Source organism: Mesorhizobium japonicum MAFF 303099, from assembly GCF_000009625.1.
Classification (GTDB): domain Bacteria; phylum Pseudomonadota; class Alphaproteobacteria; order Rhizobiales; family Rhizobiaceae; genus Mesorhizobium; species Mesorhizobium japonicum.
In genome coordinates this window covers 6,188,042-6,201,316 of sequence record NC_002678.2, presented here as the reverse complement: position 1 = coordinate 6,201,316, position 13,275 = coordinate 6,188,042, and the positions used below count along the sequence as shown (strand labels likewise).

Below are 13,275 nucleotides of genomic sequence, written 5' to 3'. Positions count from 1 at the left end.
TTTGACGAATTTCCTGCGAAACGGGCCGCTGTTCGCCTTTGTCCTCGCGGCAATCCTGACGCTGTGCGCGGCTTCGTCGGCCTTTGCCGTCGAACCGATCAAGATTGCCCGCGACGACGTCGCGCTCGACCTGTCGCGCGCCTTCGAGATCTACCGCAACCAGGGTGAGAACTTTCAGGTGTCGACCGCGCCCGGGCCGGACGGCATCGTGCGGCGCATCGAGGTCGAGGCCAATGACGCGCGCTCGACCGGCGACTGGGCGGTGTTCGCGCTGGCCAACACCACCGACCAGCAGCTCGACAGGTTGATCGTGGCGCCGCATTTCCGGCTGGTCAATTCTGGCATCTTCTGGCCGGATCTCGGCGCCACCCGCATTGCAGCGATCACACCCAGCGAGGGCTTCGCGCTCGACCGCCAGACCAGCCCTGACGCCGATGTGTTCCGGGTGACGCTGAACCCAGGAACGGTGATCACCTTCATCGCCGAACTGGCATCACCCAAGCTGCCGCAGGTCTATCTGTGGGAGCCGGAAGCCTACAAGGACTCCGTCAACTCCTACACGCTGTTTCGCGGCATCGTCATCGGCATTGCGGGCCTTCTGGCGCTGTTCCTGACCATCCTCTTCGTGGTCAAGGGGACCTCGATGTTCCCGGCGACCGCGGCCCTTGCCTGGGCGGTGCTTGCCTATATCTGCGTCGATTTCGGCTTCCTCAACAAGGTCATCGAAATCTCGCCCGGAAACGAACAGATGTGGCGAGCGGGAACGGAGGTGGCGCTTGCGGCGACCTTTGTGGTCTTCCTGTTCGCCTATCTCAACCTCAACCGATGGCACGGCCATTTCAGCTATGGAGCGCTGGTCTGGATCCTCGGCCTGGTGCTGATTGCCGGCGTCGCCATCGTCGACCCGGCGGTCGCCGCCGGCATTGCCCGCATCTCCTTTGCCGCCACCGCCTTGACCGGGCTCGGCCTGATCATCTTCCTCGGGATTCGTGGTTATGACCGCGCCATCATGCTGGTGCCCAGTTGGGTCATGGTGCTGTTGTGGCTATGCGGGTCGTGGATGGCGATCACCGGCATGCTCGACAATGACATCGCCCAGCCGGCGCTCGGCGGCGGGCTGATCCTGATCATCCTGTTGATCGGCTTCACCGTCATGCAGCATGCCTTTGCCGGCGGCGCGCTGCATCAGGGGCTGTTCTCCGACCTCGAACGCCAGGCGCTGGCGGTGGCCGGGTCGGGCGACACGGTGTGGGATTGGGACGTTCTGCGCGACCGCGTCGTCACCAAGCCTGATGTCAGCATCCAGCTCGGCCTGGCGCCCAACAGCCTTGGTGGTGCCGCGCGCAACTGGCTGCCGGTGCTGCATGCCGACGACCGCGACACGTTCCGCACGACGCTCGACGTGGTGCTGGAGCACCGGCGCGGCCGGGTGGCGCAGAATTTCCGCCTGCGCGGCGCCGACGGGCACTATCACTGGTTCGCCTTGCGGGCGCGGCCAGTCATCGGATCGGACGGCGAGGTCATCCGCTGCGTCGGCACCATGGTCGACGTCACCGAGCAGAAGAAGTCAGAGGAGCGGCTGCTGCACGACGCCGTGCACGACAATTTGACCGGCCTGCCAAACCGCGAACTGTTCATGAACCGGCTGGAAGCGATCATCTCGATCGCCCGCACCGAAGAGAAGGTGCGCCCGACCGTCTTCGTCATCGACATAGACCGCTTCAAGCAGGTCAATGACGGGCTCGGCATCTCGGCCGGCGACACCATCCTGCTGACCATCGCTCGGCGCCTGCACCGGCTGTTGAAGCCGAAGGATTCGCTGTCGCGCTTTGCCGGCGACCAGTTCGCGCTGATGCTTTTGTCCGAACAGGACCCCGCCCGCATCGCCGGTGTGGCGGACGCCATCAAGCATGCGATCAACAACCCGATCACCTTCGCCAAGCGCGAGATCGTGCTGACCGCCTCGATCGGCCTGATCACCTGGACATCAGCGCAGACTTCGGCCGAGGACATGGTCAAGGACGCCGAACTTGCCATGCACCAGGCCAAGCGTTTCGGCGGCGACAGGATCGAGCCGTTCCGCCCGGCTTTCCGCACCGTCGGCACCGACCGGCTGCAGTTCGAATCCGATTTGCGGCGCGCCATCGAGCGGCGCGAATTCACCCTTGCCTACCAGCCGATCGTGCGGCTGGAGGACGGCAGCGTCGCCGGCTTCGAAGCCTTGCTGCGCTGGGACCATCCGCGCCGCGGCATGATCCCGCCGGCGGATTTCATTCCGGTCGCCGAAAGCTGCGGGCTGATCGTGCAGCTCGGGCTGTTCGCCATGCAGCAGGCCGCCGAGGACCTGGCCGGATGGCAAAAGCAGATCGGCGACGCGCCGCTGTCGGTATCGGTCAATCTGTCCAGCCGCCAGCTCATCCGTCGCGACCTGGTCAGCGATGTCCGCTCGGTCATCGCGCGGGCCAATCTGAAGCCGCGCTGCTTCCGGCTCGAACTGACCGAGTCGCTGGTGATGGACAATCCCGAACAGACCGCGCATGTGCTGACCAAGCTGAAGCAGCTCGGCATCGGCCTGTCGCTGGACGATTTCGGTACCGGCTATTCCTCGCTCGCCTACCTGACGCGCTTCCCGTTCGACACGATCAAGATCGACAAGAGTTTTGTCGACGACAACACGCCCAAGCGCGCCGTGCTGCTCAAATCCATGGTCAACATGGCGCATGAGCTCGGCCTGTCGGTGGTCGCCGAGGGCATTTCGGACGAACGCGATGCGCTGGAACTGCGCCAGATGGGCTGCGAATATGTGCAGAGCTTCATGTTCGGCGCGCCAATGCCGGGCGATCAGGTGCTGAAGACGTTGAAGGAACAGTATCCGCTGACGCAGGCTTAGAGGCTGCGTCGGCGTGATAGGTCAGGCGTGTCCGGCGGCCAGGCTGAGATGCGCCAGATCGATGCCGATCGAGGCGAGGATACGATCGTATTTGCGCTCGATGTCAGCGTCGAAGAGAAGCTCGGGACTGGCCGGACAAGTCAGCCAGCCATTCTCGGCGATCTCGGTTTCCAACTGGCCGGCGCCCCAGCCGGAATAACCGAGCGCCATCAGCGCGTGACGCGGGCCGCGGCCCGACGATATGGCGCGCAATATATCGACCGTCGCGGTCAGGCAAATATCGTCGGAAACGGTCAGCGACGATTCCACGCGGTAATCGCCCGAATGCAGGACAAAGCCGCGGCTGCGGTCGACAGGCCCGCCGTTGCGCACGACGAAATCGCGCGCCTGCGCCGGCAGGCGGATCGCCTCCTGCTCGTTCATGATGCCGAGCTGAACCAACAGATCCGGAAACAGCATCTGCTGTGTCTGGTTGATGATCAGGCCCATCGCGCCTTCATCGCTGTGCGCGCAGATGTAGATGACCGAGCGCGTGAAACGGTCGTCCTTCATGCCGGGCATGGCAATCAGGAACTGATCGTCGAGAAAGCCGCGTCCAGCAGCCGTCTTTTTGTGGCGCAACAAATCCATGACAGGGAGGGTACCGTGTTTCCCGGGCGCCGAAAAGATGCGCCGCGCCGGATTCGACCAAAGCTCATGGTGCTAGGCCGCGACGGCTTGCCCGCGAAGGTCACGCAAATATGATATCAACAAAGCCGTGAGAACATTGCGCGGCCACGAACGGACGATCAAATCACCGCCATGCAAAGCTTGAAAATCCTGCTGCTCGGCGCCGCCATCGGATCGGCGAGCGTTCTCCCCGCCTCCGCCTCCTCGTCCGCCTGGTACAATAGCGAAGGCGGCAAGGTGCGGCTGGTGACATCGGGCAAACCCGACGAGGCCGGCCGCATCCAGGGCGTTCTCGACATCGCGCTCAAGCCGGGCTGGAAGACCTATTGGCGCGATCCGGGCGACGCCGGTGTGCCGCCGCAGCTCAATGTTTCGGCCAGCACCAATATTGCCGATGCCACACTCTCGTTTCCGGCACCCCAACGCCACGACGATGGTTATGGCAAATGGGCAGGCTACAATTATCCGGTCTCGCTGCCTGTGGTGTTCACGCTGTCGACGGCGAAGGATTCGGCCGTCATCGACGCCGACGTCTTCCTCGGCATTTGCGAAACGATCTGCATACCGGTGCAGACGCGGCTGACGGTCGACCCTGGTTCCGACCCCGACAATGCGGACGACGCGGCCCTGGTGAAGGCGAGTTTCGCGGCGTTGCCGGCACCCGCGAGATCGGATTTCGGCATCAATGTCCTGCCGGGCGATCACGAGACGCTGGTTGTCGAGGCGAGTTTTCCCGGTGACCCCGAGGCCGCGGATTTCTTCGTCGCCGGCGAGCGGGACTACATGTTCGGCGCCCCTTCGCGCAGCGAAAAGGACGGCAAGCTGATCTTCACCGTGCCGATCCTCGACCGCCCCTCGGCAACGCCAACGGATGGCGGGCTTCACTACACGCTGACGAGTTCGGCGGGCGCCGTCGAAGGGCTGCTGCCTTTCCCTTGATCCAGCTTGCCCGAACGGTTGCAGGACGCCGCCGAGTTCGCTACGCAAGCATGCATTCTTCCTTCCCATTCCCCAAGCGAGGAACTCATGACCATTTCCGTTGGCGACAAGCTGCCTGAAGCGACCTTCAAGACGATGACCGCCGACGGCGCCAAGGCGATCACCTCGGCCGAGATTTTCCCGGGCAAGAAGGTGGTTCTGTTCGGTGTTCCCGGCGCCTTCACGCCGACCTGCAGCAACAACCATCTGCCCGGCTATCTCGAAAACCATGACGCCATCCTGGCCCGCGGCGTCGACACCATCGCCGTCGTTTCGGTCAACGACGTTCACGTCATGGGCGCCTGGGCACGTTTCACCGGCGGTGAGGACAAGATCCTGTTTCTCGCCGACGGCAGTGCTGATTTCGCCAAGGCGGTCGGCCTCGACAACGACCTTTCCGCAGGCGGCATGGGGCTACGCTCGAAGCGGTTTTCGATGATCGTCGACGACGGCAAGGTCACCGCGCTCAATATCGAGACCAAGCCCGGCGTCGACGAGTCCGGCGCGGCCCATATTCTCGGGCAGCTCTAAGCTTCAACGGTCGCGTCGGACGAGACCGCACGGCCGGCCTCGCCCGACGACCGCTTGCGCTTGAGAATGCCCGCTTTCGGGGGGATTCCAACGATGTTTGACGTCTTCTGGCGCGCTGTCGCGATCGGCATCGGCGCCACGGTACTGATGGATCTCTGGGCGATCCTGCTTCACAAGGCATTCGGCCAGCCACGGCCGAACTGGGGACCGGTCGGGCGCTGGGTCTGGCATCTCGGCGACAAGGTGTTTCACGATGATATCGGCGAGGCAGAGCCTTACGCGCATGAAGTGGCGCTGGGCTGGGTGTTTCACTATTTCGTCGGCATCGTCTACGGCATCATCCTGGTCGTGCTGGCCGGAACCGGCTGGCTGGCCGCACCGACCTTCCTGCCGGCCTTCATCCTCGGGATCGTAACCGTCGGCGCCGGCTGGTTCCTGCTGGCGCCAGGCATGGGTGCCGGATGGGCAGCCTCGAAGCGGCCCAATCCCATGCGGATCCGTGCGCTCAACCTGGTCTCCCACACGGTCTTCGCGCTCGGGCTTTGGGGCACGGCGCTGCTGATCCGCTGAGGGTCTAGGACTGTTCCGGCCTGTCGATCGGCCGCCATCCATGGACGACGCGGCGCGCACCGATATCGTAGGCAAAAAAATTGCCGCCGCCCGCGGGCTGATCCGCCTCGCGGCTGATCTCCCGCCCGCTGAGAGACAGCAGCAAGAGTGTCCCAACGCCTCCATGGCCCACAAGAGCGATGTCACCAGCGTCATTGCCGTAGAGCACGGCTGCGACTTCGCTCACGATACGGTGCTGCGCATCGATGGCCCGCTCCCATCCGCGAACGCTTTCATGCGGGTCGGCGAAGAACTGATCGGCGACCGCTTCGAACTCCGGCGGCGGCAGAAAGCCGGTCGCGGACCGGTCATTCTCATGCATCCGTTCCCTGACCTCGACCGCAAGGTGGAGATGGCTTGCCAGGATTTCGGCCGTTTCTATTGCCTTGCGCTCGCCCGACGACACGATGCGCCGGATTGCGCCGATCCATGGCTGATCGAGAATGGCGACGGCTCTTGCTCGTCCAACTTCGGACAGTTCCCATTCCGGCACGGGAATGGCGGCGTCGATCTGAACCTGGGGATGCGTGACATAGTAGAGGATCGGCATGATCGAGGTTCCTGCCTGAAAGCGGACCGGCCGCCGAAACTCAATAGCTCTGAGTCGAACGACGCGCTTTCGTGGCTACCGGCTGCTTCAGCTGGGCATCCGGCTTCGGCGCCGATGCCGCCGGCTTGAACGAGCCCTTCTTGAACGGCGCCATGCCTTCCCTGGCCAACTCGTCGGCGCGTTCGTTCTCGGTGTGGCCGGCATGCCCCTTGACCCAGTTCCAAGTGACTTTGTGACGCCGGTTGGCTTCGTCCAGCGCCTGCCACAGTTCGCCGTTCTTGACCGGCTTCTTGTCGGCGGTCTTCCAGCCGTTCTTCTTCCAGCCATGGATCCACTTGGAAATGCCGTCCATGACGTATTTGCTGTCGGTGTGAAGCTCGACAGTGCAAGGCTCCTTCAGCGCATTCAGCGCCGAGATGGCGGCCAGCAACTCCATGCGGTTGTTGGTCGTTTCGGCCTCGCCACCGGAAAGCTCCTTGGTGGTCCCGTTGAAGCGCAGGATGGCACCCCAGCCGCCAGGGCCGGGATTGCCCGAACAGGCGCCGTCGGTGAAGATTTCAACCTGTTTGCTCATGATACCCATATCAGGCCAATCCATATTCCGAAGCCGATTTGATCGCCCGATGGAACCGCATCCGCCTGATATATTCGGTCGGGTCGCGTTTCATGACCAGGCCGCCATCGGAAACGGTCAGCCAGTCGTAGAGCCGGGTCAGCATGAAACGCAGCGCCGAACCGCGCGACAGCATGGGCAATGCCGCCTTTTCCTCTCCGCTCAGCGGGCGCACGCTCTGATAGCCGGCGAGCAGTGCCTTGCCCTTGGTGAGGTTGAAGGAGAAATCCTTCTCGAAACACCAGGCGTTGAGGCAGGTGGCGACATCGTAGGCGTAGAGGTCGTCACAGGCGAAATAGAAATCGATCAGGCCGGACAGCTTTTCGCCCAGGAAGAAGACGTTGTCCGGAAACAGATCGGCATGGATGATGCCTGCAGGAAGGCCCCTCGGCCAGTTCCGCTCGAAATCGGCGAAGTCGGCGTCGACCTCGGCCGCCAGGCCCGGTTCGACCTCGTCGGCCCGGTCGCGGGCCGCGTTCCACAGCTTGCGCCAACCGTCGATGGCGAGCGCATTCGGGCGGGTCATCGGAAAATCGGCGCCGGCCAGGTGCAAGGCGGCCAGCGCCTTGCCGACCTCGGCGCAGTGCGTCGCCGTCGGCCGCCGCAGTGAGAGGCCTTCGAGAAAGGTGATGATGACGGCCGGCCGGCCGGCCAGCGTGCCGATGACGCTGCCGTCATGCGCGGTCACCGGCAGCGGGCAGGACACGCCCTTGTTGGCGAGATGGCCCATCAGCCCGAGGAAAAACGGCAGATCCGCCTTCTCGACCCGCTTTTCATAGAGCGTCAATATGTAGGAGCCGCTGGAGGTGTGCAGCAGGAAGTTCGAATTCTCGGTGCCTTCGGCGATGCCCTTGTAGGACAGGAGATCGCCGACGGGGTAGTGTTTCAGGAAAGCGCCAAGTTCGCCCTCCGCAACGTCGGTATAGACCGCCATCTGCCTTACGCGGCCCCATTGACGAAGGCCATGTCGGCCGGCGTCAGTTCGACATCGCGCAGTACCCGCATGACCGGAAAATCCTCTGTTTCAGTGGCCGTGATGGCCAGGTCGATGGTGACATCGAAGCGCTGGCGGAACGCGTCGATGATCTCGTCGACGATGATCTCCGGCGCCGATGCCCCCGCCGACAGGCCGAGCGTCGAAATGGTGCCGATGTCATTCCACGGAATTTCGGCGGCGCGCTGCACGAGAAGCGACATCGTGGCGCCGGCACGCTCCGCCACTTCGACGAGGCGGCGCGAATTGGAGGAATTGGGGGCGCCGACGATCAGATAGAGATCAGCGCCCGGGGCGGTGTCCTTGACCGCCTCCTGGCGGTTGGTGGTGGCGTAGCAGATCGATTCCGCCGCCGGCGCCTGCAGATCGGGAAAGCGCTCCCGCAGCGCACGGATAATGCCGGCTGTGTCCTCGACCGACAGCGTGGTCTGGGTGACGAAGCCAAGCGCCTTCGGATCGGCGGGCACGAGCCTGGCGGCATCGGCCTCGGTCTCGACCAGCGTTACAGCGCCCTCCGGCAATTGCCCCATCGTGCCGATCACCTCGGGGTGCCCGGCATGGCCAATCAACAGCACATGGCGGCCAAGCCGCTGATGGCGCATTGCCTGTTTGTGCACCTTGGAGACCAGCGGACAGGTGGCGTCAAGATAGAACAGGTTGCGCGCCTGCGCGTCCGCCGGCACTGATTTCGGCACGCCGTGCGCCGAGAAGACAACCGGCGACCGCCGGTGTTCAGCCGGAATCTCGGAGAGTTCCTCGATGAAGACGGCGCCGAGGCTCTGCAGCCCTTCGACAACGTAACGGTTGTGCACGATCTCGTGGCGGACATAGACCGGCGCGCCGTACTTCTTCAGCGCCAGCACGACGATCTGGATGGCACGGTCGACGCCGGCGCAGAAACCGCGCGGCTGGCAGAGCCGGATCGTCAGCGGAGGCTTGTTGGTTGTCTGAAGCATTAAATCCTGGCCGGTTCGTCAGCGCCGAAATGAGGTGCCTACCCCCGTTCTGTCAAGAGCAGGCCCTGTCAAGGGTGTCGGTAGAAAGGGGGGCGCTGCTTGCGTTCATTCCTCTTTCGCGGGACGGCGAAGCCGCAGGATGAGCACGGCGGCGAGTGCTGCTGCAAGCCCATACCAGGTCATCGCATACTGCAGATGGCTGTTCGGGAGGTCGATGATGGTGACGCCGCCGATCGGCAAACCGCCGGGATTGAGCGTCTTATCGGCATCGATGAAGATCGGCACCAGCGTGAACCCGGCCGGCAGGCCGGCGCTCGCCGCCATGGCGTCGCGGTCCTTCCAGTAGAAGATGTTCTTCGCCACGTCATTGTCGGGAAGCATCATCGACGGCTTTGCCGGCAGCGGATTGCGGGCAAGCCCGGTGATCGTCACCTTGCCTTGGATCTGCCCCTCGGCGCGCTTGGCCGGGTCTTTCAGATCATAGGGTATGAAACCACGATTGATCAGCACGAAGCGGCCGTCGTCGAGGGCAAGCGGCGTGTAGACGTTGAAGCCCGCGTCACCTTCCCAGGTCGCGTAGAAATGCCGTTCGCCCGAATGCAGGAACGTGCCGGAGACCGTGACCGGCGTGTAGTCGACGTCACCGGTCGAGGCGAATTCCTTCTCGACTTCGGCCAGCGGCAGCGGCGCCGAATGCGTGCGCTGGTCGATGGTCTGCAGGAGACCTTCCTTCCAGTGCAGGCGCTGGACCTGCCAGGTGCCGAGCACCAGCAGGATCAAAAGCAGCACCAGGCCAAGGCCGAGCAGCAATGCCGATCGTGGCCGCGAACGGCCGGCACTCCTGATGGATGCCTCGCTCATTCGCCGTGGTCCAGCCGGCCTTCGGCCGCCTTGTTGGCATATTGGAGAGTGAGCAGCACGCCCTTGATCAGCCGCAGCGCCGTCAGGCACAGGACCAGGGCCAGCGGGATCCAGACCAGCAGATGCAGCCACAGCGGCGGGCTCAGCGTCACCTCAACCCAGAGTGCCAGGCCGACGATGATGAAGCCGATGATCAGGATGACGAAGACCGCCGGTCCGTCGCCGGCATCGGCGAAGGAATAATCGAGGCCGCAATTGACGCAGCGTTTGCCGACAGTGAGGAAGCCGGAAAACAGCCGCCCTTCGCCGCAGCGCGGGCAGCGGCCATGCAGGCCGGCCGAAATCGGATCGATCGGAGGCCAGATCGCCTTGTCTTCACTCATGGATAGGGCCGCCACTCATCGCTATTGCTCGATCTCGATCGGTGTCCCATCGGCCACCATTGCCCAGATTTCGTCCATGTCGGAGTCCGTAACGGCAATGCAGCCATCCGTCCAGTCGACCAATTGAAGCAGCCAGCCCCACCAGCCGAAACCATTGGGCTGGCCGTGGATCATGATCATGCCACCGGCGTCGACATTGCGCGCCTTCGCCGCCGCCAGATCGTCGGCATTGGGATAGGAGATGTGAATCGATCTGTGCGCGATGCTGTTGGGGTTGCGCCAGTCGAGCATATAGCGCCCCTCGGGCGTGCGCTGGTCGCCCTCCTGGTGCTTGTGGTCGACGGGATCACTGCCAAGTGCAATGCCGTAGCTGCGCAGGACCTTGCCGTCGCCGATCAGTTCCAGCCGCCGCTCCGCCTTGTGGACACGCACCAAATCGACCTTCTCGGCCGCAAGGGCCGGAAACGCCAGGAGGATGAATGCGCAAATTGTCCAGCGAATTGTCAGCCGCATCGGCAATCGATCGGCGATCATTGCGCCGAAAAGAAGAAGACGGCCACGTCGCCGCGGCCGCCTTCCCGAAAATCGAAATCCTAAAGATTGGATCAGTGGCCTTCGATCACCGCGCCAGCCGATCCCCAGACATAGATCGCTGAGAACAGGAACAGCCAGACCACGTCGACGAAGTGCCAGTACCAGGCGGCCGCCTCGAAGCCGAAATGCTGCTTGGGGGTAAAATCGCCCTTCATCGCGCGGATCAGGCAAACCAGCAGGAAGATGGTGCCGATGATGACATGGAAACCGTGGAAGCCGGTCGCCATGAAGAAGGTGGCGCCGTAGATGGAATCCTTGAAGCCGAACGGAGCGTGTATGTACTCATAGGCCTGCACCATGGTGAACAGCATGCCCAGGCCGACGGTCAGCACCAGGCCGTTGATCAGGCCCTTGCGATCGCCATGGATGAGCGAATGGTGCGCCCAGGTGACCGTGGTGCCCGACAGGAGCAGGATGATGGTGTTGTAGAGCGGCAAATGGAAGGGATCGAGAACCTCCATGCCCTTCGGCGGCCAGACACCGCCGGTAAATGTGTGGCGTGCATAGTTCTGCACCTCGCCGGCAAAAAGGCTGGCGTCGAAATAGGCCCAGAACCAGGCGACGAAGAACATCACCTCCGAGGCGATGAACATGATCATGCCGTAGCGCAGATGCAACGACACGACGCGCGTGTGGTGACCCTCATGCGCTTCCTTGATGGTGTCCGACCACCAGGCGAACATGGTATAGAGGACGATCACCAGACCGATGAAGAACAGCCACGGATTGGCAATGTTGTGACCGAAGATCGGGAACGATCCGCCCTTCAGATATTCCATCAGGGCGACACCGCCAAAGGCCATGACGAGCGCGCCGATTGAGCCCAGGAAAGGCCACGGGCTCGGGTCGACGAGATGATAGTCGTGATGTTTTGCGTGCGCGTCTGCCATATCAACCCCCGAGATTTGCTTCGGTATCTGAAATTATCTTGCTGGTGCCCTGGACCGGCTCCGAAGAGGCAACCGGCTTGTTCTTCTCGACCGGGAACATCGTGTAGGACAGCGTGATCGTCTTCACGTCCTTCAGTTCCGGCACATTCACGATATCGGGGTCCACATAGAACAGGACCGGCATGTCCACCGTCTCGCCGGGCTTCAGCGACGTATCGGTGAAGCAGAAACACTCGACCTTGTTGAAATACGGACCCGCCAGTTCCGGCTGCACGTTGAAGGTGGCGCGACCGGTGACGGGGCGATCGAACTTGTTGGTCGCCTGATAATGCGCCTGCACGGTCTCGCCGATCTTCATGGTCATCGAGCGCTGGACCGGCTGGAATTCCCACGGCACGCCGGCAATATTGGCGTCGAAGCGCACGGTGATCTCGCGGTCGAGCACGCGGCCGGCATATTGCTTCTCGACACGTTGCGTCGTGCCGCCATAGCCGGTCGCCTGGCAGAACATCTTGTAGAGCGGCACGGCGGCATAGGCCATGCCGATCATACCGGTGAAGAAGGCAAGGCACACCGCCGCGACGATGCGGTTGCTGTTCTTGCCGGCCGGCTTTTTGGACATCTCGACGCTCATCACATCGTGCCCAGATTGTGGCCGAACTTGATGATCGTGGCGATGTAGAAAATGACGACAAGCACCGCCAGCGCCACGCCGATCGCGATGGACCGGCTGCGCTGGGCCTTCCTCTGACGCTCGGTCAAGGTGACCGTCTCAAGCTTTTCCTCGACCATGATCATGCCCCACCCATGGCAAGCGCGCGTTCGACAACGCTGTCGGCCAGGTAGGCAGCGAAGATGGCGAAGAGATAAAGCAGCGAATAGGCGAACAGCGCCTTGGCCGGCTTCATGGCGCGGTCGTCATCGGCCATGCCGAGCACTTTCCACGCATACCAGACAAAGCCAAGCCCAAGCAGCATGGCGGCCACGCCATAGAAAGGCGTCGTATAGCCGAGCAGCCACGGCGCCACGCCGACCGGGGCCAGCACCAGTGCATAGGCGAAGATCTGACGGCGGGTCGACGCGTGGCCGGCGACATTGGGCATCATCGGGATGCCGGCACGCTCATAGTCCCCGGACTTGAACAGCGCGAGCGCCCAGAAATGCGGCGGCGTCCACAGGAAGATGATCAGGAACAGGACGATGCTTTCGAGGCTGACCGATCCGGTCACCGCGGCCCAACCGATCACCGGCGGAATGGCACCGGCCGCGCCGCCGATGACGATGTTCTGCGGCGTCCAGCGCTTCAGCCACATCGTGTAGACGACGGCATAGAAGAAGATGGTGAAGGCCAGCAGCGTCGCCGAAAGCCAGTTGACCAACACGCCAAGCGTCATCACCGACAGCACCGACAGCACCAGGCCGAAGCTGAGCGCCTCGTGCGGCTGAATGCGGCCGGACGGCACCGGACGGCTTGCGGTCCTGGTCATCACCGCATCGATGTCGGCGTCGTACCACATGTTGAGCGCGCCCGAGGCACCGGCACCGATGGCGATCGACAGGATGGCGATCACCGCCAGCAGCGGGTTGATGGTCACCGGGGCGGCGACCAGCCCGACAAAGGCCGTGAACACCACCAGCGACATGACGCGCGGCTTCAGCAGGGCGAAGAAATCGCCCGCCGTCGCTTCCGACATGCGGAAGCCCGCTTCGTCAATGCTGGTTTCGTCGACTAGGGCCATGCGTACTCAGTCCATCAT

16 protein-coding genes are annotated in these 13,275 nt (G+C 63.1%); 4 read left to right on the top strand and 12 right to left on the bottom strand.

Translation table 11 applies throughout. The annotated features are described in order from the left end of the window. Position 1: 1 nt before the first annotated feature. On the top strand, positions 2–2,890 hold the full coding sequence (locus tag MAFF_RS30610; protein ID WP_032929377.1) for an EAL domain-containing protein: 2,889 nt from the start codon (positions 2–4) through the stop codon (positions 2,888–2,890). Between the two features lie 21 nt (positions 2,891–2,911). Here MAFF_RS30610 and MAFF_RS30605 read toward each other — a convergent pair whose 3' ends face one another. Next, positions 2,912–3,520 carry a YqgE/AlgH family protein gene (locus MAFF_RS30605; RefSeq protein WP_027046619.1) on the bottom strand — a complete coding sequence of 203 codons (609 nt, stop codon included), beginning with the start codon at positions 3,518–3,520 and terminating at the stop codon, positions 2,912–2,914. 171 nt (positions 3,521–3,691) lie between these two features. On the opposite strand from MAFF_RS30605, the gene MAFF_RS30600 reads away from it, so the two are divergent. From MAFF_RS30600 to MAFF_RS30590, 3 genes are all read left to right on the top strand, one after another. Continuing rightward, a complete protein-coding gene (locus MAFF_RS30600; RefSeq protein ID WP_010914903.1) occupies positions 3,692–4,498 on the top strand; it encodes a protein-disulfide reductase DsbD domain-containing protein in 807 nt (268 codons plus the stop codon). An 87-nt stretch (positions 4,499–4,585) separates the two neighbouring features. After that, the gene (locus tag MAFF_RS30595; protein WP_010914902.1) at positions 4,586–5,068 is read left to right on the top strand and encodes a peroxiredoxin; all 483 of its coding nucleotides are present in this window, start codon (positions 4,586–4,588) and stop codon (positions 5,066–5,068) included. Positions 5,069–5,161: 93 nt separating this feature from the next. Beyond that, a complete protein-coding gene (locus tag MAFF_RS30590) occupies positions 5,162–5,638 on the top strand; it encodes a DUF2938 domain-containing protein (RefSeq protein WP_044549758.1) in 477 nt (158 codons plus the stop codon). A 4-nt stretch (positions 5,639–5,642) separates the two neighbouring features. On the opposite strand, the gene MAFF_RS30585 is transcribed toward MAFF_RS30590, so the two are convergent. The 11 genes from MAFF_RS30585 to MAFF_RS30535 all read right to left on the bottom strand — a co-directional run bounded on the left by MAFF_RS30585 (position 5,643) and on the right by MAFF_RS30535 (position 13,257). Further along, positions 5,643–6,227, bottom strand: a complete 585-nt coding sequence (locus MAFF_RS30585) for a histidine phosphatase family protein (protein ID WP_010914900.1) — start codon at positions 6,225–6,227, stop codon at positions 5,643–5,645. Between the two features lie 40 nt (positions 6,228–6,267). After that, positions 6,268–6,801 carry a ribonuclease HI gene (gene rnhA, locus MAFF_RS30580; RefSeq protein WP_010914899.1) on the bottom strand — a complete coding sequence of 178 codons (534 nt, stop codon included), beginning with the start codon at positions 6,799–6,801 and terminating at the stop codon, positions 6,268–6,270. A 10-nt stretch (positions 6,802–6,811) separates the two neighbouring features. Beyond that, positions 6,812–7,774 (bottom strand): homoserine kinase, encoded by a 963-nt coding sequence (locus tag MAFF_RS30575; protein ID WP_010914898.1) that lies wholly within the window; start codon positions 7,772–7,774, stop codon positions 6,812–6,814. 5 nt (positions 7,775–7,779) lie between these two features. Further along, a complete protein-coding gene (gene ispH / locus MAFF_RS30570) occupies positions 7,780–8,790 on the bottom strand; it encodes a 4-hydroxy-3-methylbut-2-enyl diphosphate reductase (RefSeq protein WP_010914897.1) in 1,011 nt (336 codons plus the stop codon). 105 nt (positions 8,791–8,895) lie between these two features. Then, positions 8,896–9,651, bottom strand: a complete 756-nt coding sequence (locus tag MAFF_RS30565; RefSeq protein ID WP_010914896.1) for an SURF1 family protein — start codon at positions 9,649–9,651, stop codon at positions 8,896–8,898. After that, a complete protein-coding gene (locus tag MAFF_RS30560; RefSeq protein ID WP_032929373.1) occupies positions 9,648–10,034 on the bottom strand; it encodes a DUF983 domain-containing protein in 387 nt (128 codons plus the stop codon). Before MAFF_RS30560 ends, MAFF_RS30565 begins: the two co-directional genes overlap by 4 nt. A 21-nt stretch (positions 10,035–10,055) precedes the next feature. After that, the gene (locus tag MAFF_RS30555; RefSeq protein WP_010914894.1) at positions 10,056–10,547 is read right to left on the bottom strand and encodes a L,D-transpeptidase family protein; all 492 of its coding nucleotides are present in this window, start codon (positions 10,545–10,547) and stop codon (positions 10,056–10,058) included. A gap of 92 nt (positions 10,548–10,639) precedes the next feature. After that, positions 10,640–11,518, bottom strand: coding sequence for a cytochrome c oxidase subunit 3 (locus tag MAFF_RS30550; RefSeq protein WP_010914893.1), 879 nt, complete (start codon positions 11,516–11,518; stop codon positions 10,640–10,642). 1 nt (position 11,519) lies between these two features. Continuing rightward, positions 11,520–12,152, bottom strand: a complete 633-nt coding sequence (locus tag MAFF_RS30545; protein WP_044549752.1) for a cytochrome c oxidase assembly protein — start codon at positions 12,150–12,152, stop codon at positions 11,520–11,522. Further along, complete coding sequence (locus MAFF_RS38460; RefSeq protein ID WP_080512128.1) at positions 12,152–12,310, bottom strand: hypothetical protein; 159 nt, start codon at positions 12,308–12,310, stop codon at positions 12,152–12,154. Before MAFF_RS38460 ends, MAFF_RS30545 begins: the two co-directional genes overlap by 1 nt. A gap of 2 nt (positions 12,311–12,312) precedes the next feature. Continuing rightward, the gene (locus MAFF_RS30535) at positions 12,313–13,257 is read right to left on the bottom strand and encodes a heme o synthase (protein WP_010914890.1); all 945 of its coding nucleotides are present in this window, start codon (positions 13,255–13,257) and stop codon (positions 12,313–12,315) included. Between the last annotated feature and the right edge of the window lie 18 nt (positions 13,258–13,275).

Excerpts from the sequence above, each read along its gene's own strand:
- MAFF_RS30550 (WP_010914893.1), bottom strand. The coding sequence starts at position 11,518 with ATGGCAGACGCGCACGCAAAACATCACGACTATCATCTCGTCGACCCG.
- MAFF_RS30590 (WP_044549758.1), top strand. The coding sequence starts at position 5,162 with ATGTTTGACGTCTTCTGGCGCGCTGTCGCGATCGGCATCGGCGCCACG.
- MAFF_RS30605 (WP_027046619.1), bottom strand. The coding sequence starts at position 3,520 with ATGGATTTGTTGCGCCACAAAAAGACGGCTGCTGGACGCGGCTTTCTC.
- MAFF_RS30595 (WP_010914902.1), top strand. The coding sequence starts at position 4,586 with ATGACCATTTCCGTTGGCGACAAGCTGCCTGAAGCGACCTTCAAGACG.
- MAFF_RS30560 (WP_032929373.1), bottom strand. The coding sequence starts at position 10,034 with ATGAGTGAAGACAAGGCGATCTGGCCTCCGATCGATCCGATTTCGGCC.
- MAFF_RS30545 (WP_044549752.1), bottom strand. The coding sequence starts at position 12,152 with ATGAGCGTCGAGATGTCCAAAAAGCCGGCCGGCAAGAACAGCAACCGC.
- rnhA (WP_010914899.1), bottom strand. The coding sequence starts at position 6,801 with ATGAGCAAACAGGTTGAAATCTTCACCGACGGCGCCTGTTCGGGCAAT.
- MAFF_RS30555 (WP_010914894.1), bottom strand. The coding sequence starts at position 10,547 with ATGCGGCTGACAATTCGCTGGACAATTTGCGCATTCATCCTCCTGGCG.
- MAFF_RS38460 (WP_080512128.1), bottom strand. The coding sequence starts at position 12,310 with ATGGTCGAGGAAAAGCTTGAGACGGTCACCTTGACCGAGCGTCAGAGG.
- MAFF_RS30575 (WP_010914898.1), bottom strand. The coding sequence starts at position 7,774 with ATGGCGGTCTATACCGACGTTGCGGAGGGCGAACTTGGCGCTTTCCTG.
- MAFF_RS30600 (WP_010914903.1), top strand. The coding sequence starts at position 3,692 with ATGCAAAGCTTGAAAATCCTGCTGCTCGGCGCCGCCATCGGATCGGCG.
- MAFF_RS30535 (WP_010914890.1), bottom strand. The coding sequence starts at position 13,257 with ATGGCCCTAGTCGACGAAACCAGCATTGACGAAGCGGGCTTCCGCATG.
- MAFF_RS30565 (WP_010914896.1), bottom strand. The coding sequence starts at position 9,651 with ATGAGCGAGGCATCCATCAGGAGTGCCGGCCGTTCGCGGCCACGATCG.
- MAFF_RS30585 (WP_010914900.1), bottom strand. The coding sequence starts at position 6,227 with ATGCCGATCCTCTACTATGTCACGCATCCCCAGGTTCAGATCGACGCC.
- ispH (WP_010914897.1), bottom strand. The coding sequence starts at position 8,790 with ATGCTTCAGACAACCAACAAGCCTCCGCTGACGATCCGGCTCTGCCAG.